Raw genomic sequence first — 18,322 nt, forward strand, 5'->3', positions numbered from 1 at the left:
ATAACACAATTTCAGGCAACGAGCGCAACGCCGCCTCTCAATAACGCCGCTGCCATTCCGCATCCGTCAGCACATTGGCTGGCTGATTCAGGAAATAGCGATAGAAGACGTCATAAGCCAGCACATTTTTCACATAACCCCGTGTTTCCGAGAACGGAATACTTTCGATAAACGCAACGGAATCGATGCGCCCGGCGCTGTTCTTCAGCCAGGTATTCACACGCGACGGTCCGGCATTATAAGCCGCGGAAGACAGAATGCGGTTACGGCCAAATGTCTGGTATACGTACTCTAAATAGCTCGTTCCCAATAAAATATTGGTTTCGGGATCGAACAGTTGGCTACTGTTCGTATAGAACGTGATATTGCTCATTTTGGCCGTATGCTGCGCCGTCGCAGGCATCAACTGCATCAGCCCCGATGCGCCAACCGGAGAACGTGCTTTAGGGTTCCAGGCGCTTTCCTGACGAGCGATCGCCATTGCATAGCTCTGGCTAATGCCTTTCCCCTGCGTTTCACGGCGGAATTCATTATTCCAGGCCAGCGGGAAACGCTCTTCCAGATGATCCCACAGCTTCGCGACAATCGTCGCCTGCACGCTCAAATCCGCCCAGCGCTGCTCAAACGCATAGCGAGCCAGCGCTTCCTGCTGCGGCTTGCTGCGATTCGCCACCAACCCGACCCACTCGCTGCGCGCCAGATTATCCATCTGCCAGAACATCAATTCCCGCACGCGAGCAACTTCCGGTAGCTGGGACAAAGACGGATCTGGCTTCACCGCCGTCATGATCGTAATCGGATAGCGCTCGTTCAGTTTCTGCGCCGCGACCATCGGATAGAACCCGCGTTCCTGCATCAGGCTGCGTAATAGCGTCTCGCCTTCCTGGCGTTTGCCCTGATCCAACAACACCGATGCACGCCAGTAGCGCCATTCGTCTTTCTGTAACGCCTCCGCCGGCAAACGTGCCATCCAGCTTGTTAGCCCCTGACGGTCACCAGCCCCCAACGCCATGCGCACACGACGCTCCAGCAAGGTGGTCGACGTACTTTTTCTCACCACGTCATCCCGCCACTGCGCCTGCTCTGGTGTGGCATCGTTGCCCATCAATCGCCAGGCGATGGTTTCTTCCATTGCCTGACGTTCTGCGGCACTCATTTTCTGCAAACGGACAATGACTGGCAGCATCGAACGAGCATTATCGACATCCTGACGCGCCGTGCGCGTAAAGGCTGACAGCGTAACTTTTCGCGTAAAATCAGTCGGTCCGACGGTACGAGCGAAGCTCTCCAGCGAATTAGGATCGTTCTGGAGTTTCAGTAGCGCATCGCCCATCGTTTTATAGTCGTCGGGTAACTGCTTGATGAGATAACTCACCAAACTGCCGCTACCGTCGTCCATTGCCAGACGCGTGCGTTCCAGCGTCGTCAGCGGTGTCTGCTCGCCTGCCTGCTGCCAGACGGAGAAGAGTTTATCGCACACGGTAGGGAGCGAGCGCCCTGTCAGCCAGATATCACGCGTGGCTTCCCACACGCCCTGACGCTGACCGGTTGCCCACTGGGCGTAATAAAAGTTACAGCGGGCGCTGACGGGCTTCGGCGGCTGTGGACTAAATGCCAGCAGTCCGATCCAGTCCTGACGACGCGCCAGTTCATTCACAAAGCTGGTAGTGAGATTACGGGCAGGCGGCAATGTCGGGTGCGTTGCGATAAACTGCTTCACCTGCGTCGCACTGACCTGACTCAGATCCTGCGTGAGCGAACGGTATTCAAGATAAGGATAAAGTGGGTAACTGCGCAGCGTTGGCATTAGCTGCGCGACCGTGTCCATTTGGTTGCTGTCCCATGCTTGCTTAACCTGTTGATAGCGCTGACGCTGTTCGTCCAGAGAATCCGCCAGCACATGGCCGGAAGCACCAGCCAGACCTATCGCCGCAACGGCGTACCACCAATGACCCACTTTCATCACCTGCATTAACCTCATCCGTTATCGAGCTTGCTATCGGCATCCTTCATCGTATCGATACCCCTACCCTATACCCAAAATAATTCGAGTTGCGTGACAAAACGTTAGCGTTTTGAACAACGCTCTGCGTTGACCCTTTAGGGCAAGGCCCATTTATGGCCTTGTAACGCGACAACCGCATGACAAATCGGTTTTAACCGATTTGAACAGCGCTAGCGCTGGCCCGAAGGGTGAGCCTCTATGAGGCTCATGAATCCCCAGAAGCTTACTTAGGTAAGTGACTGGGGTGAGTAAGGACAAATTGGCTTAGCCAATTTGAACGCCACTTGTGGCGACCCTTCAGGGCGAGGCTCAGAGATGAGCCGAGTATTGCCAACGCACAAGCGACTTGAAGTATGACGGATATCGGGCAGATCCAGTGTGGCACATCATGCCAGACAACGATATGCCGATCCGCAAGCCGATTCTGAAATTCATCAGGCGGCCTACGTCTCAGATCGGCCACGGCAAATCGCCGGATAGCTGGGATCGCGGGCTGAAACCCGCTACACTTCATACTTAAAGTAATGCGCTTAGAATAATCGATTCACTGCCAAGGTATTTCTCTGGCGGCACTATTTAGTACTCAGTAGCAGCGTGCTACACATGGTCATCCGCTTAGGGTGACAAATCATAGAGATAAGAGAGAGGCGAAGTCGCAACGTGGCTCAATATGTTTATACCATGCATCGCGTCGGTAAGGTCGTACCGCCGAAGCGTCACATTCTGAAAAACATCTCCCTCAGTTTTTTCCCCGGTGCCAAGATCGGCGTGCTGGGTCTGAACGGAGCCGGTAAATCAACGCTGTTGCGTATTATGGCTGGCATTGATACGGACATCGAGGGCGAAGCTCGCCCACAACCTGGCATCAAAATCGGCTATTTGCCGCAGGAACCGCAGTTAAATACGGAGCACACCGTTCGTGAATCCGTAGAAGAAGCGGTATCTGAAGTCGTCACTGCGCTGAAGCGTCTGGATGAAGTCTATGCGCTGTACGCCGATCCGGATGCAGATTTCGATAAACTGGCTGCCGAGCAAGGTCGGCTGGAAGAAGTCATTCAGGCGCACGACGGTCACAACCTGAATAACCAGTTAGAGCGCGCGGCGGATGCCCTGCGTCTGCCTGAGTGGGATGCGAAAATCGCGACGCTGTCTGGGGGGGAACGTCGCCGCGTGGCGCTGTGCCGTCTGCTGCTGGAAAAACCAGACATGCTGCTGCTCGACGAACCGACCAACCACCTGGATGCCGAGTCAGTAGCCTGGCTGGAACGCTTCCTGCACGACTTCGAAGGCACCGTGGTGGCGATTACCCACGACCGTTACTTCCTCGATAACGTCGCAGGCTGGATTCTGGAGCTGGACCGCGGTGAAGGTATTCCGTGGGAAGGCAACTACTCTTCCTGGCTGGAGCAGAAAGATCAGCGTCTGGCACAAGAAGCCTCTCAGGAAGCGGCACGCCGTAAATCCATTGAGAAAGAGCTGGAGTGGGTGCGTCAAGGCGCTAAAGGCCGTCAGTCCAAAGGTAAGGCACGTCTGGCACGCTTTGAAGAGCTGAACAACACGGAATACCAGAAACGTAACGAAACGAACGAACTGTTTATTCCGCCTGGTGCTCGTCTTGGCGATAAAGTGGTGGAAGTCACCAATCTCAGCAAGTCCTACGGCGAACGTCAGCTCATTGACGGGCTGTCTTTCTCCGTCCCCAAAGGCGCGATTGTCGGCATTATCGGTCCGAACGGTGCCGGTAAATCAACCCTGTTCCGCATGATGTCCGGTCAGGAACAACCAGACAGCGGGACTATTGAGCTGGGTGAAACGGTGAAACTGGCGTCAGTTGACCAGTTCCGTGACGCGATGGATAACAGCAAAACCGTCTGGGAAGAAGTGTCTGGCGGGCAGGACATCATGCGTATCGGCAACACCGAAATGCCAAGCCGCGCCTACGTTGGCCGTTTCAACTTCAAAGGGGTTGATCAGGGCAAACGCGTCGGCGAGCTATCCGGTGGTGAACGCGGTCGTCTGCATCTGGCGAAACTCTTGCAGGTCGGCGGCAACGTGCTGCTGCTCGATGAACCCACCAACGACCTGGATATCGAAACCCTGCGCGCGCTGGAAAACGCCCTGCTGGAATTCCCTGGCTGCGCCATGGTGATTTCGCATGACCGTTGGTTCCTCGACCGTATCGCAACGCACATTCTGGATTATCAGGATGAAGGTAAAGTGGAATTCTTCGAAGGTAACTTTACCGAGTACGAAGAGTATAAGAAGCGTACGCTGGGTGCCGATGCGCTGGAACCCCACCGCATCAAATACAAAAAGATCGCTAAATAAGCCGTCACCGAACGTCATAAACGAATGGCCCGCATTGCGGGCCATTTTTCTTTCCAGTACAGCTTCACTTACCTGCTCAGAACGTTTCCCAGTTTTGACTATCGCTGCCTTTGCTAGTGGCTCCGGCAAGAGCCATCGTTGGCGCTAAACGCGGTTGCGGTGCAGCCTTCGGCAAGGACGATTTCAGTCTCTGAGCCACGCCTGCCAGCTTGAATACCGCGACAGCCTGCGTTAGACGTGCAGCTTGTTCTTCAAGTGAAACGGCTGCCGCCGAGGCTTCCTGCACCAACGCCGCATTCTGTTGCGTCGCACTATCCATTTCAGACACGGCCTGACTCACCTGACCGATGCCACGGCTCTGCTCATCAGAAGCGGAAGCAATTTCTCCCATGATGTCAGTCACGCTAACGACAGCACGGACAATCTCACCCATGGTTGTACCCGCCTGAGACACAAGCCCAGACCCCGTGTCCACTAGACGGCTCGATTCGCCAATCAGCCCTTCAATTTCTTTAGCGGCCTGCGCGCTGCGCTGTGCCAGACTACGGACTTCGCCCGCCACCACGGCAAAACCACGCCCTTGCTCACCCGCCCGCGCGGCTTCTACCGCCGCGTTCAGCGCCAGAATGTTGGTCTGGAAAGCAATGCTATTAATGACGGAAGTAATTTCGGAAATGCGGCGTGAACTGGTTGAAATATCCTGCATGGTATCCACCACGTTCTTCACGATCTGCCCGCCCTTCTCCGCTTTTTCAGAGGCATTTTTCGCCAATTGGCTGGCGTGATGGGCATTGTCAGAGTTCTGTTTCACCGTTGCGGTCAGCTGTTCCATGCTGGCTGCGGTTTCCTCCAGCGCGGCAGCCTGCTGCTCGGTGCGCGAAGAGAGATCGACGTTACCCGCCGTAATTTCTGACGACCCTTGATAGATCGAATCCGCACCTTCACGTACGATCGTCACCGTATCCGTGAGTTCCGCCTGCATGTTCTGGATATTCGCCCCCAGAATGCCGATTTCATTACGCCCCATCGCCATCGGCGGCTGCGTCAAATCGCCCGCTGCGATCTGCTGGATACGATCAACCAGTCTGTTGATGGGCGCAAGGATCACATTACGCACCATGATGTAAGCCATGATCGCCATAATGATAGACAGAGCAAAGGAGCCAGCCATCATCCAGTAACCCAGTTTGGCATTTTGTTCTGCTCGCAGATTGATCTCCTGCGCGGCTTTCGTCAGTTCAGTTACCTTCTTGCGTACTGGAACACTGAACGCTTCGTCTAACTGGCGGGCCGATGATCCTTCTAACGAAATAAGATCTTCAAATTCTCCGTCACTGGTTGCTTTCTGCATCGCCAGAATCGCGTTATCGCGGTAGCTGGCGTACTCCTTAAGAATTTCATCATCCAACGCGCGTTCACTTTCTTGTTTATCTGGACGCGCAAGATACTCATCCAGACGCTTTTGTGAGGCTCTGACTCGACCTGCGGCCTGATCTAACGCAGATTTATATACCTCGTGATCGCTAATGCGGTTCGCTGCACCCGCCTGAATAAGCAGCAGTCGAGCAACACGTAGCTGATCGAGACTGCTGCTGATACCCGCGCGGATATCAGACAGTTCATTCGCTTTATCCAGTGAATCATTACTCTGCTTTAAAAAATAACTCGCTGTGCCAATAGAAAGCGCAAATAAAATCAGGATAATTGAAAAAAGAGTAATAAATAACGAAACGAGACGTATATTATTGATATAGCCAATCTTTTCCTTTTGAACAGACATCGGTTGTATTCTCATTTTCACCATCACTGGTCTACATTATCTCTGTCATTATGGGTGCGACAGAGCCCGGATATCACCGTGACAATCACGCCACGCAGAACAAACCTTTTATAAAAAAAAGCAAAAAAGAACCAAGGTTGTTATCGGCATTTTCAGCCTAAAGCGCACCTAAAATAAGTTGATGGAAATCACATTTCAATAAAAATAAAAAAACATAAAGAAAAATGAAACAAAGACATTACAGGCACAACCATCACAGCTGCTTTTTCAAAAACGTTGAGTAATTATCCAGCGCGCGATGTTGTAAAACAAAGTCGATAAAACACGCCAATGCGGGCGAATTCAGTTTGCGGCTAGGATAGACAAGATAAAGTTCGTTAGCTTCCGCCTGCCATTCCGGCAAGACCCTGACCAGCTTGCCGGAAACCGCTTCATCCAGACAGAGGAAATCCGGCAGTAGCGTAATCCCCGCCCCCGCAATAGCGCACTCGCGGGCGTAAAGCAGATTGTCCGTGATATGCGAATCGGGCAGTAACCAGCGATAGAGTTCCGAACCGCGATGAAAGAGCCACTCCGTCCAGGCATGATGCGTAATACAGCGGTGTTGATGAAGCTGCTGTGGGTGGAGTAATGCCGGGTGCCGCGCCAGATAGTCGGGCGAGGCCAGCAAATATCGCGGGGTCTGCCCAAGCGAACGCCCAATCAGTGAAGAGTCATGAGGCTTACCGGTACGAAAAGCGACATCAAAGCCCTCCTGCACCAGATCGATCACGTCATCTGAAATCAGCACATCCAGCGATACCGCCGGAAAGCGCTGCTGGAACTCGGCGGTGAGGCGCGCCAGCAGCGTGGAACCTAATCCCGCCGGACTGGTGATACGCAGTCGCCCACTGGGGTTATCACGCAAGCGCTGTACAGCGAGATCGGCACGCTCACTGGCTTGCAGCATCTCCTGACAGTGAATCAGGTAGCGCTCGCCTGCAAACGTCAGGTTTAGCTGGCGCGTCGTTCGGTTCAGCAACCGCAGGCCGATCTGCTGTTCAAGCTGGCTAATACGCAGGCTCAGGCTGGATTTTGCCAGCCCAGCTTTTCGCGCCGCCTGTGTAAAGCTGCCGCACTCGGCCACCAGCGCAAACAGCGCCATATCCTGCAATTGCTTAAACATGATTGTTCACCCCAGACGAACACTGCATTATTTATTGTCCATCTTATCAGTCATATCGTCGTGTTCTACACTTTGCTCTATTAACGAGACCGTATTCTGAAAATAATGAGGAACAGACCATGACCGCTCATGCGATAGCCGTTGATCCACAACAGCCCGATAATTTCATTGCCATCACGCAGGACATCCCCGAACCCGGTGAATACGATCTGTTGATCGGCGTAAAAGCCATTTCCATCAATCCAGTGGATACCAAAGTTCATGCCGGATTGCGTCAAAATGGATTACAGCAGCCCCGAATTCTCGGCTGGGATGCCAGCGGCGTCGTGCTGAAAACCGGCAGCGCCGTGAGCCACATTCAGGTAGGCGATGAAGTCTGGTACGCCGGCGACATCACCCGCCCCGGCAGCAACACTACCCATCAGTTGATTGATTCACGTATCGTGGCGCGCAAACCCGTGTCGCTGGACTGGTCAGCCGCAGCCGCACTGCCGCTCACGGCGCTGACCGCGTGGGAAGGATTGTTTGAGCATCTGAAAATACAACAGGCCGACAGCGAGAAAACGCTATTGATTATCGGCGGTGCAGGTGGCGTAGGTTCTCTTGCGATTTCTCTGGCGGCATTGCGCAGTTCGGTGAATATCATCGCCACCGCATCGCGGCCTGACTCGGCAGAGTGGTGCCGCCAGCGCGGTGCCCATAAGGTCGTCGATTACCGTGATCTGGTTGAGTCTCTGGAAAAAGAAGGGATCAAACAGGTCGATTATATTTTCTGTCTGAACGACACGGACGGTCACTGGGATGCCATCAGTAAACTGATCGCGCCAATGGGGCACATCTGCACCATCGTGGAAAACAAAAATCCGCTCGACCAAACGGCGCTGAAACTCAAAAGTGCAGCGCTGCATTGGGAATTAATGTTTACGCGCAGCATGTTCACCACGCCGGATATCGCGGAACAAGGGAACATTTTGCATGAAGTCGCACAGCTGGTTGATGCAGGAAAACTTCAGGGAACCGCCAGCGAAACGCTGCAAGGGTTAACGGTAGATACGCTAAAGCAGGCTCACGGAAAAGTGCTGGAAGGGCATATGCGCGGCAAGATCGTTATCGCGTTGTAGCAAAGTAACCAGCCCCGTAAGGGGCTGGTTAGCACACATCAGAACAGCAGACGGGCACGAATGGTGCCAGGAATTGCCTTCATCAGTTGTAGTGCCGTTTGCGCACCGTCAGTTTCAACGTCAATGACTACATAACCAATTTCAGGTGTCGTTTGCAGATACTGCGCGGCGATGTTAATGCCCTGCTCAGCAAAGATCTGGTTAATTTTGGTAATCATGCCAGGACGGTTTTCATGGATGTGCAGCAGGCGACTGGCGCGTACGCCATGAACGGGCAGCGAGACTTCCGGGAAATTCACCGCAGACAGCGTAGAACCGTTGTCTGAATATTTCGCCAGCTTTCCGGCGACTTCATCACCGATATTTTCCTGCGCTTCCTGCGTGGAGCCGCCGATATGCGGCGTCAGCAGCACGTTATCAAACTCACACAGCGGTGACAGGAACGGATCGCTGTTGGTTGCCGGTTCCTGTGGGAACACGTCAATCGCCGCACCGGACAGATGCTTGCTTCTCAACGCTTCGCACAGTGCAGGAATATCAACCACCGTGCCGCGAGCGGCGTTAATCAGGATCGAGCCCGGCTTCATCAGCGCCAGCTCTTCCGGCCCCATCATATCCTGCGTGCTTTCATTTTCTGGTACGTGCAAGCTCACCACGTCGCTCATATTCAGCAGGTCGGACAGGTGGCGCACCTGCTGAGCATTACCTAACGGCAATTTACTTTCGATATCATAGAAGTAAACGTGCATGCCTAAGCTTTCAGCCAGAATGCCTAACTGCATACCGATATGGCCGTAGCCGATGATCCCCAGCTTTTTACCGCGCGCTTCAAACGATCCCACAGCTAGCTTGTGCCAAACACCACGGTGCGCTTTCGCGTTGGCCGCTGGGATACCGCGCAGCATCAGCAGCATTTCGCCGATCACCATTTCTGCCACGGATCGGGTATTGGAAAACGGTGCGTTAAATACCGGGATACCACGTTTGGTCGCGGCCGACAGTTCAACCTGATTAGTCCCGATACAGAAACACCCTACCGCGATCAGTTTTTCCGCAGCAGCAAAAATCTCTTCTGTCAGATGGGTACGCGAGCGGATACCCACAAAATGCGCATCGCGGATGGAGGCTTTCAGCGCCTCAGGATCCAGCGCGCCTTTATGGAACTCGATGTTGGTGTAACCGGCTGCACGCAGGTTATCCAGCGCGCTCTGGTGCACGCCTTCCACTAACAGAAACTTAATCTTGTCTTTTTCCAATGATACCTTTGCCATTTCCCGACCTTATTTTCAGACTTCAAATGTGACAGAGTGCTAAATAGCTTCTGCCAACATAACAAAAATTACGCAGTCAGCAATACAAACGATTGCTTCGCCCACATCGCGCCACAGAGAAGCGCACCTGATTTATGGTAAAAAATATTGCCAAAGATGTGCATCGCCATATCGGCGATAAACAAAATAAGAAAATGTGATATTAAGTACCAAAAATGAGCTGTTAACTAAATAGATTTTTTTAGCTAAAAAATTTCTGACGTGGACGTCCGCCACGTCAGAACGATCATGTCCTCATCTAACGACGGTTTTTACACCCTCAGACGTGCCGACTAACGCCACATCTGCACCGCGGTTGGCGAACAGCCCAACGGTCACAACGCCTGGGATACCATTAATGTGGTTTTCTACGGCGACCGCATCCATGATATTCAGGTTGTGTACATCCAGTATGACATTGCCGTTATCCGTCACTACGCCCTGACGATAGACTGGCTGCCCGCCCAACTTCGCCAGTTCACGCGCCACATAAGAGCGTGCCATCGGGATAACTTCGACTGGCAGTGGGAATGTGCCCAGCACATCAACCTGTTTGGATGCATCAACAATGCAGATGAACTGGCGCGACAGTGCTGAAATGATTTTCTCGCGGGTCAGCGCCGCCCCCCCGCCCTTGATCATCTGCATGTGTCCGTTGATCTCATCCGCACCATCCACGTAGACATCCAGCGAATCCACATCATTAGCGTCAAAAACGGGAATACCCAGACTTTTCAACTTTTCCGTTGAGGCATCCGAACTGGAAACCGCGCCTTTGATTTGATGTTTTATCGAACCCAGTGCATCAATAAAGTGTGCGGCCGTCGATCCGGTTCCTACTCCCACAATCGTGTCTGGGCGGACGTAGTCGAGCGCTGCCCATCCCACTGCTTTTTTCAGTTCATCTTGCGTCATAATCTGCTTCTGGCCTGTAGAATCGATATACGAAAACGTGTGCGTATTATAGAACATGCTCATTGGGGAAAGCGTGCAAATTCACTTCACCGCCGATGCATTATTTCACACATACCGTGCTGAATCGTGATTGCACACAACAGCCAAAATAAGATTTCTGCATGGCAAATCAGCAAAATGTGGCATAGTGAAAAAAACAGACTCATTCAGGGGATTTTGACTTTTCATGAAACGCCCGGACTATCGAACGCTTCAGGCTCTGGATGCCGTCATCCGCGAGCGTGGTTTTGAACGCGCGGCCCAAAAATTGTGTATTACCCAATCTGCCGTTTCGCAGCGTATTAAACAGCTGGAAAACCTGTTTGGCCAGCCGCTGCTGGTCAGAACTATTCCGCCCCGCCCGACGGAACAAGGGCAAAAGCTCCTGGCTCTACTGCATCAGGTCGAGCTGCTGGAAGAAGAGTGGCTGGGCAATGAAACCAACAGCGACATTCCGCTGCTGCTGTCGCTGGCGGTGAACGCCGACAGCCTGGCAACCTGGCTGCTACCTGCGTTACAGCCGGTCTTGGTCGATTCACCGATTCGTCTTAATTTGCAGGTCGAAGATGAAACGCGCACGCAGGAAAGGCTGCGCCGGGGTGAAGTGGTCGGTGCGGTGAGTATCCAGTCTCAGCCACTGCCAAGCTGTCTGGTGGATAAACTAGGCGCACTGGACTATCTGTTTGTCGCGTCGCCGAGTTTTGCCGCCCGTTATTTCCCGAATGGCGTCACGCGTTCGGCGCTGCTGCGTGCCCCTGCGGTCGCCTTCGACCATCTGGATGACATGCATCAGGCTTTCTTACAGCAGAACTTTGATTTGTCACCGGGCAGCGTCCCTTGCCATATCGTGAATTCGTCAGAAGCCTTTGTACAACTGGCGCGACAAGGCACAACCTGCTGCATGATCCCGCACCTGCAAATCGAGAGAGAACTTGCCAACAACGAGCTAATCGACCTGACGCCGGGGCTGTTTCAACGCCGGATGCTTTACTGGCACCGCTTCGCGCCGGAAAGTCGGATGATGAGGAAAGTGACGGACGCCCTGCTCTCACACGGTCATCAGGTACTGCGCCAGTCATAACGTAGAGAGAGTAAAAAAACAACAGGCCTGACTGAGCAGGCCTGTTGGTATTATCAAGGGTTTACGCAACCCTGTTTTAGCACGAGCATTACTGCGTACGCAGTAGCTCAAACACGACATCCACCTGATCGTCAAAGTGAATAGTTTGCTGTTCATAGGTTTGCGCCGCTTCGCTTTGCACCGCTGCATCTGCCGTTTTAAACATCCGTGCCATTGGCATCGGCTGATAGTTGGCAACGTGATAGCGAACGCTGTAGATCGGCCCCAGCTTGGCATTGAAGCCCTGCGCCAGTGCTTCCGCCTGACTCGTCGCCTGCTCAATGGCTTTCTTACGCGCTTCATCACGATAGGTTTCTGGGTTAGCAACGCCTAATTCTACCGTGCGAATCTCATTCAGCCCCGATTTCAGCGCCCCATCCAGCAGCTCGTTTAGTTTATCTAGTTGGCGCAGCGTCACTTCCACCTGACGCACGGCACGATAGCCTTTCAGCACTGAACCACCTGTTTTCAGATAGTCATATTCTGGCTGCGTACGTAAATTGGCAGCATTAATATCTTTTTTCTCAATGCCGTTTTTACCCAGAAAATCAAAATATTGTGCAACGCGGGTATCGACCTGCTTTTTCGCTTCCGCCGCATCCTTCGATGACACACTCACTTCAATCGCCAGACGCGCAATATCCGGTGTTGCATCTACGCTGGATGTCCCTGACGTCACGATATGCGGGCCATCTGGCAATTCCGCAGCCTGTGCGGCTATCGACACACCACCAAATCCTATCGCAGCGGCCAGCGCCAGTGCATTGAGCTTCATCATACCTCGCTTCACACTCTCTCCTTACTTATGTTTCGTCACGCATGCCGCAGGCAGATTGTCTGTGCCAATAGATCGTCTGCACCAACACGGAATCTTCCAGAATGAAAGAGACAGGACGGATTACTTTACCGACCAACATAACGCATTACCAACTCCATACAATATAGGTGAATTTCTGAAACACAGCCTTAAGGTGAGGTTATTTCTTTCCAACCATTATTGCCAACCGTGACGCGCCAGCTGCAAAGCAATGCCCCACATCACTACGCCGACAAAAAAGTTGATGACCCGCTGTACACGTGGCGTATTCAGCCACGGTGCCAACCAAGAGGCCAATAGCGCCAGCGCAAAGAACCAGGTGAACGAAGCCGTCATCGTCCCCAGCGCGAACCAGCGTCGGGCATCGTCCGCAAACTGGCTTCCCAGACTCCCTAGCACCACAAAGGTATCCAGATAGACATGCGGATTCAGCCAGGTCACCGCCAGCATGGTCGCAATAATGCGCCAGCGGCTTTGCTTCATCACTTCAGCACTGGCCAACGCAATGTTCTTGCTGAAGGCCGTTTTCATTGCACCCCAGCCAAACCAGAGCAGAAACGCAACGCCGCCCCAGGTCACCGCGCCCAGTAACAGAGAAGACTGGCTGAGCAACGCGCTACCGCCAAAAATACCAGCGGTAATCAACACTACATCGCTCAAGGCACATAACATCGCTACCATCAGATGATACTGTCGGCGAATCCCCTGATTCATCACGAATGCATTCTGCGGCCCCAAAGGCAAAATCATCGCTGCACCTAACAGAACACCCTGTAAATAGACCGCCCACATACTTCGTCTCTCCTACGCCGTTTGTTGTTATCGCGGGGAGTTTATGGAAGCCGATTAGATAAGTGAAATTGAATATTCTAACGCTGCATTAGCTAAGCTAATGTTTCGAAAGCCGCTAAAAGTGAAGTGGAATAAGAAGGGAATTTCTGATGATGCACCATGCCAATATCGGGACATGGTGCCTACTTATTTGCTTAAGTCAGCGGAGTTTACTCAGGCTGTTTCGCTGTAGAGGCTACGTTATGCAGGTGTACGTCCATCTGCGGATAAGGAATGCCAATACGGTGCTCATCCAGCACGCGTTTAAAGCTCTCCAGCAGATCCCAATACACCGCCTGCGCGTTGCCATTGGTCGTCCACACCCACACCACAAAATTCAGCGATGACGCCGCCATTTCATTCAAACGAATCGTGACGCCCTTGTCGTGTTGGATACGCTCGTCCGCGGCAACAATATCGCCCAGCAGCTTTTTCACCACGTCGATATCGGCATCATAGGCCACGCCGACAATAATTTCGGTACGGCGATCCGGTTCACGTGAACTGTTTATAATATTGCCAGCAATAATCTTGCCATTCGGCACCACGATGATTTTACCGTCGGACGTGCGCAGCGTCGTCGAGAAGATCTGTACCTGTGTGACCGAGCCGGACACGCCGCCCAAATCCACCCATTCACCGGTACGGAAAGGCCGGAAAATCACCAGTAAGACGCCCGCTGCAAAGTTGGCTAACGATCCCTGTAATGCCAAGCCAACAGCCAAGCCCGCGGCACCCAATACCGCAATCACCGATGCCGTCTGCACACCAACCCGGCTCAATACCGCAATCAGCGTGAACGCGATAATGCCATAGCGCACCAGCGCAGACAGGAAATCCGCCACGGTTGAATCGATAGAACGATTAATCATCAGTTTATTGAGGGTGCCGGAGACGATCCGAGCGATCACCAGACCAACGATGAGGATCACTAATGCTGCGACGATATTCACGGCATACTGCAAAAACAAGTTCTGGTGTGTCACCAACCAGTCCCCTGCCTGATCCAACCCCGTATTAAGTTCTTCCATTTGAAAACTCCTGTTTTTTAATCACTGGGAAATCATAACGCCCATAACTGAAACCGCAACATTACCACCAAAAATTAAGGCTCCCGTAGGAGCCTTAGCATCAAACCATGTTTATACCCGTCATACTTCAAGCTGCATGTACGTTGGCTTTCCTCGCTCACCCCAGTCACTTACTGATGTAAGCTCTTGGGGACTCACTGCGTTGTTCAAAACGCTAACGTTTTGTCCTGCAACTCGAATTATTTAGGGTATACGTCGTCTGACTTACAGCACATCAACAGCATTAAGCTCTTTGAAGGCTTGTTCCAAACGAGTCACCATGCTTGCCTGAGAGGCACGCAGCCACACACGCGGGTCATAGTATTTCTTGTTCGGTTGGTCTTCGCCTTTCGGGTTGCCCAATTGGCCTTGCAGATACGCTTCGTTTTCTTTGTAGTATTTCAGGATACCTTCCCATGTTGCCCACTGGGTATCGGTATCGATGTTCATTTTCACTACGCCGTAGCTAACGGAATCTTTGATTTCCTGAGCGCTGGAACCAGAACCACCGTGGAACACGAAGTCCAGGCTGTTGTGAGGCAGGTTATGTTTCTTGGAAACATATTCCTGAGAATCACGCAGGATGGTCGGAGTCAGCTTCACGTTACCTGGCTTGTAGACGCCATGTACGTTACCGAAAGAGGCCGCGATGGTGAAACGTGGGCTAATCGCGTTCAGTTTGGTGTACGCGTAGTCAACGTCTTCTGGCTGGGTGTACAGAGCAGAAGCATCCATGTGGCTGTTATCCACGCCGTCTTCTTCACCACCGGTACAACCCAGTTCGATTTCCAGGGTCATGTCGATTTTGGCCATACGCGCCAAATACTTAGAGCAGATCTCGATGTTCTCTTCCAGAGACTCTTCAGACAGGTCGATCATGTGAGAAGAGAACAGCGGTTTGCCCGTCGCTGCGAAGTGTTTTTCACCCGCGTCCAGCAGGCCATCGATCCACGGCAGCAATTTCTTCGCGCAGTGGTCTGTGTGCAGAATCACCGGTACGCCATAGTGTTCAGCCATTTGATGCACATGATGAGCGCCAGAAATCGCTCCCAAAATTGCCGCCTGCTGACCTTCTGCTTTCAGGCCTTTACCCGCGATGAATGCTGCACCGCCGTTAGAGAACTGAACGATGACCGGCGCGCGCACTTTGGCTGCGGCTTCCAGCACAGCATTGATTGAGTCGCTACCGACACAGTTCACTGCTGGCAAAGCGAATTTGTTTTCTTTTGCTACTGCGAAAACTTTCTGAACGTCATCACCAGTGATGACACCGGGTTTTACGAAATCAAAAATTTTAGACATGTTACGTGTCCCGTTTCGTTGGCCGTGGAGGGGTTAGAGAAGTCGATGTTAAATCGACAGGCTGTCTCGACACGATATTGCGAACATCACGTATCGAGACAACCACAGGAAAGGGGAAAAACGCCCCTTACCTTAAATTATTGCTTGGCACGTTCTTCCAGCATAACGACTGCTGGCAGTTTTTTCCCTTCGACAAATTCGAGGAATGCGCCACCACCGGTAGAAATGTAGGAGATTTTATCTGCAATACCAAACAGATCGATCGCAGCCAGCGTATCGCCGCCACCTGCAATAGAGAACGCGTCGCTCTCTGCGATAGCACGAGCGATGGTCTCGGTTCCTTTACGGAAATTAGGGAATTCGAAGACGCCGACCGGGCCATTCCACAGGATGGTCTTGGCATTCTTCAGAATTTCAGCCAGACGCTCAGCGGATACATCACCCAGATCCAGAATCTGCTCTTCGTCTTTGATTGCTGTAACAGACTTCAGCGTTGCGGCCGCAGTTTCAGAGAATTCTGACGCAACACGCACATCGCTCGGTACAGGAATATCACAGGTTTCCAGCAGCTTTTTCGCTTCAGGAATCAGGTCAGCTTCGTACAGGGATTTACCCACGTTGTGGCCTTGTGCAGCAACGAAGGTGTTGGCGATACCGCCACCGACGATCAGCTGATCGGCGATTTTAGACAGGGAATCCAGTACGGTCAGTTTGGTAGAAACTTTAGAACCACCCACGATAGCAACCATCGGACGGGCGGGTTCGCTCAAGGCTTTACCCAGCGCTTCCAGCTCACCAGACAGCAGCGGGCCCGCACAGGCGATAGTGGCAAATTTACCCACGCCGTGGGTTGAAGCCTGCGCACGGTGTGCCGTACCGAATGCGTCCATTACGAACACATCGCACAGCGCCGCGTATTTTTTGGACAGGACTTCGTCGTCTTTTTTCTCGCCTTTGTTAAAGCGGACGTTTTCCAGTACAACTAGCTCGCCTTCGGCGACATCAACACCATCCAGGTAATCTTTCGCCAGACGTACAGGAGAAGACAGTTTCTCTTTCAGATAGTCAACGACAGGCAGCAGAGAAAACTCTTCGTTGTACTCGCCTTCAGTCGGGCGTCCCAGATGGGAAGTGACCATCACGCGAGCGCCTTGTTTCAGAGCGATTTCGATGGTCGGCAGAGAGGCACGGATGCGCGCATCAGACGTCACTTTCCCTTCTTTTACCGGTACGTTCAGATCCGCACGAATAAGAACACGTTTACCAGCCAGATCCAGATCGGTCATCTTAATTACAGACATGGTGAATCCTCTTGTTGATTCTCTTTTAAAGTTGCTTGAGCGAGATAGCGACCCCAGATCGCCACCGTCGTACTAGAAACCGCTGGCCGCCATCGCCCGTGTTGTATCCAACATCCGGTTGGCAAAGCCCCACTCGTTATCGCACCAGACCAATGTTTTAATCAGATGCTGACCACTGACCCGTGTCTGCGTGCCGTCGACAATGGCACTGTGCGGATCGTGGTTAAAATCAGCCGACACTAATGGCAATTCAGTGTAATCAACTATACCACGAAACGACTCATGCGCTGATTTTTGCAATAGTGCATTAATTTCATTCACGTTTACGGCTTTCCTAACGCTAACGCTCAGGTCAATTGCCGTGACGTTAATCGTCGGCACTCGCACCGATATCGCCTCAAAACGATCGACAAACTGCGGAAAAATACGGGTGATCCCCGCTGACAGTTTAGTATCTACCGGAATGATCGACTGGCTGGCGGCACGCGTACGCCGCAGATCGTGATGATAAGCATCGATCACCGGTTGATCGTTCATCGACGAGTGAATCGTCGTCACCGTCCCATTCTCGATACCAAAGGCATCATCCAGCAGTTTGATTACCGGGATAATGCAGTTGGTCGTACAGGACGCATTGGAAACAATGCGATGCCCGCTTTCCAACTGATGGTGATTGACGCCAAACACCACCGTGGCATCCAAATCCGTCGTTCCTGGGTGAGAAAACAGCACCTTCTTCGCGCCTGCCGCCAGATGGGCTTCTCCATCTTCCCGGCTACCGTAGACGCCGCTGCAATCGAGCACGATATCGACACTGAGTTCTCGCCAAGGCAATTGCTGAATCTCTACCTGATGCAATAGACGAATACCGTCATCACCGACATAAAGCTGGTCACACTCCTGACGAACATCCCACGAAAAACGGCCGTGACTGGAGTCGTATTTGAGCAAATGCGCCATGCCTTCCGCGCTCGCCAGCTCGTTAATCGCCACAACGGTAATCTCGGCTCGGCGGCCTGATTCATACAACGCACGTAAAACACTGCGGCCTATGCGGCCAAAACCGTTTATCGCAATCCGGATCGTCATGGCGTTCCTTGTGGTTCCTTATGTCATGGCAGGGTTATCCAGCACATAGGATATACCCTTCTTAGACACCAGAGAACCCCTGGAGAAACGCCGTCAGCACAACAACTGAAACGCTTCAGCTAGAATAAA

At 52.5% G+C, this 18,322-nt stretch carries 15 protein-coding genes; 4 read left to right on the forward strand and 11 right to left on the reverse strand.

Going from position 1 to position 18,322, the window contains the following annotated elements:
- Window positions 1-37: 37 nt before the first annotated feature.
- Window positions 38-1,963 (reverse strand): murein transglycosylase, encoded by a 1,926-nt coding sequence (gene sltY / locus KKH3_RS16985; protein ID WP_052201388.1) that lies wholly within the window; start codon window positions 1,961-1,963, stop codon window positions 38-40.
- A 430-nt stretch (window positions 1,964-2,393) separates the two neighbouring features.
- On the opposite strand from sltY, the gene KKH3_RS22530 reads away from it, so the two are divergent.
- Both KKH3_RS22530 and ettA read left to right on the forward strand, forming a co-directional pair.
- Window positions 2,394-2,525 carry a hypothetical protein gene (locus KKH3_RS22530; RefSeq protein WP_276206510.1) on the forward strand — a complete coding sequence of 44 codons (132 nt, stop codon included), beginning with the start codon at window positions 2,394-2,396 and terminating at the stop codon, window positions 2,523-2,525.
- A gap of 140 nt (window positions 2,526-2,665) precedes the next feature.
- A complete protein-coding gene (gene ettA / locus KKH3_RS16990) occupies window positions 2,666-4,333 on the forward strand; it encodes an energy-dependent translational throttle protein EttA (protein ID WP_072034549.1) in 1,668 nt (555 codons plus the stop codon).
- Between the two features lie 76 nt (window positions 4,334-4,409).
- Here the strand turns inward: ettA and KKH3_RS16995 are convergent, their stop codons facing one another.
- Together KKH3_RS16995 and KKH3_RS17000 are read right to left on the reverse strand one after the other, a co-directional pair.
- A complete protein-coding gene (locus KKH3_RS16995; RefSeq protein ID WP_039361733.1) occupies window positions 4,410-6,113 on the reverse strand; it encodes a methyl-accepting chemotaxis protein in 1,704 nt (567 codons plus the stop codon).
- A gap of 253 nt (window positions 6,114-6,366) precedes the next feature.
- Window positions 6,367-7,278: a LysR family transcriptional regulator gene (locus tag KKH3_RS17000; protein ID WP_039361735.1), complete on the reverse strand. Its 912-nt coding sequence runs from the start codon at window positions 7,276-7,278 to the stop codon at window positions 6,367-6,369.
- Window positions 7,279-7,397: 119 nt separating this feature from the next.
- On the opposite strand from KKH3_RS17000, the gene KKH3_RS17005 reads away from it, so the two are divergent.
- The gene (locus KKH3_RS17005) at window positions 7,398-8,399 is read left to right on the forward strand and encodes a zinc-binding alcohol dehydrogenase family protein (protein WP_039361737.1); all 1,002 of its coding nucleotides are present in this window, start codon (window positions 7,398-7,400) and stop codon (window positions 8,397-8,399) included.
- 38 nt (window positions 8,400-8,437) lie between these two features.
- On the opposite strand, the gene serA is transcribed toward KKH3_RS17005, so the two are convergent.
- Window positions 8,438-9,670 carry a phosphoglycerate dehydrogenase gene (serA, locus tag KKH3_RS17010; RefSeq protein WP_039361740.1) on the reverse strand — a complete coding sequence of 411 codons (1,233 nt, stop codon included), beginning with the start codon at window positions 9,668-9,670 and terminating at the stop codon, window positions 8,438-8,440.
- Between the two features lie 294 nt (window positions 9,671-9,964).
- Window positions 9,965-10,624, reverse strand: coding sequence for a ribose-5-phosphate isomerase RpiA (gene rpiA / locus KKH3_RS17015; protein WP_039362575.1), 660 nt, complete (start codon window positions 10,622-10,624; stop codon window positions 9,965-9,967).
- A gap of 226 nt (window positions 10,625-10,850) precedes the next feature.
- On the opposite strand from rpiA, the gene KKH3_RS17020 reads away from it, so the two are divergent.
- Complete coding sequence (locus tag KKH3_RS17020) at window positions 10,851-11,744, forward strand: LysR family transcriptional regulator ArgP (protein WP_039361742.1); 894 nt, start codon at window positions 10,851-10,853, stop codon at window positions 11,742-11,744.
- Window positions 11,745-11,832: 88 nt separating this feature from the next.
- On the opposite strand, the gene KKH3_RS17025 is transcribed toward KKH3_RS17020, so the two are convergent.
- The 6 genes from KKH3_RS17025 to epd all read right to left on the reverse strand — a co-directional run bounded on the left by KKH3_RS17025 (window position 11,833) and on the right by epd (window position 18,193).
- Window positions 11,833-12,558 (reverse strand): oxidative stress defense protein, encoded by a 726-nt coding sequence (locus KKH3_RS17025; RefSeq protein ID WP_039362578.1) that lies wholly within the window; start codon window positions 12,556-12,558, stop codon window positions 11,833-11,835.
- A 219-nt stretch (window positions 12,559-12,777) separates the two neighbouring features.
- Window positions 12,778-13,392 (reverse strand): arginine exporter ArgO, encoded by a 615-nt coding sequence (gene argO, locus KKH3_RS17030; protein ID WP_039361744.1) that lies wholly within the window; start codon window positions 13,390-13,392, stop codon window positions 12,778-12,780.
- A 209-nt stretch (window positions 13,393-13,601) separates the two neighbouring features.
- Window positions 13,602-14,462: a small-conductance mechanosensitive channel MscS gene (gene mscS, locus KKH3_RS17035; protein ID WP_039361748.1), complete on the reverse strand. Its 861-nt coding sequence runs from the start codon at window positions 14,460-14,462 to the stop codon at window positions 13,602-13,604.
- Between the two features lie 264 nt (window positions 14,463-14,726).
- Entirely contained in the window at window positions 14,727-15,803 is a 1,077-nt protein-coding gene (gene fbaA, locus KKH3_RS17040) for a class II fructose-bisphosphate aldolase (RefSeq protein ID WP_010300561.1), read from the reverse strand.
- Between the two features lie 137 nt (window positions 15,804-15,940).
- Window positions 15,941-17,104, reverse strand: coding sequence for a phosphoglycerate kinase (gene pgk / locus KKH3_RS17045; RefSeq protein ID WP_039361752.1), 1,164 nt, complete (start codon window positions 17,102-17,104; stop codon window positions 15,941-15,943).
- 72 nt (window positions 17,105-17,176) lie between these two features.
- Entirely contained in the window at window positions 17,177-18,193 is a 1,017-nt protein-coding gene (epd, locus tag KKH3_RS17050; protein ID WP_039361754.1) for an erythrose-4-phosphate dehydrogenase, read from the reverse strand.
- Window positions 18,194-18,322 lie beyond the last annotated feature (129 nt).

It is taken from the genome of Pectobacterium actinidiae (assembly GCF_000803315.1).
Lineage (GTDB): Bacteria > Pseudomonadota > Gammaproteobacteria > Enterobacterales > Enterobacteriaceae > Pectobacterium > Pectobacterium actinidiae.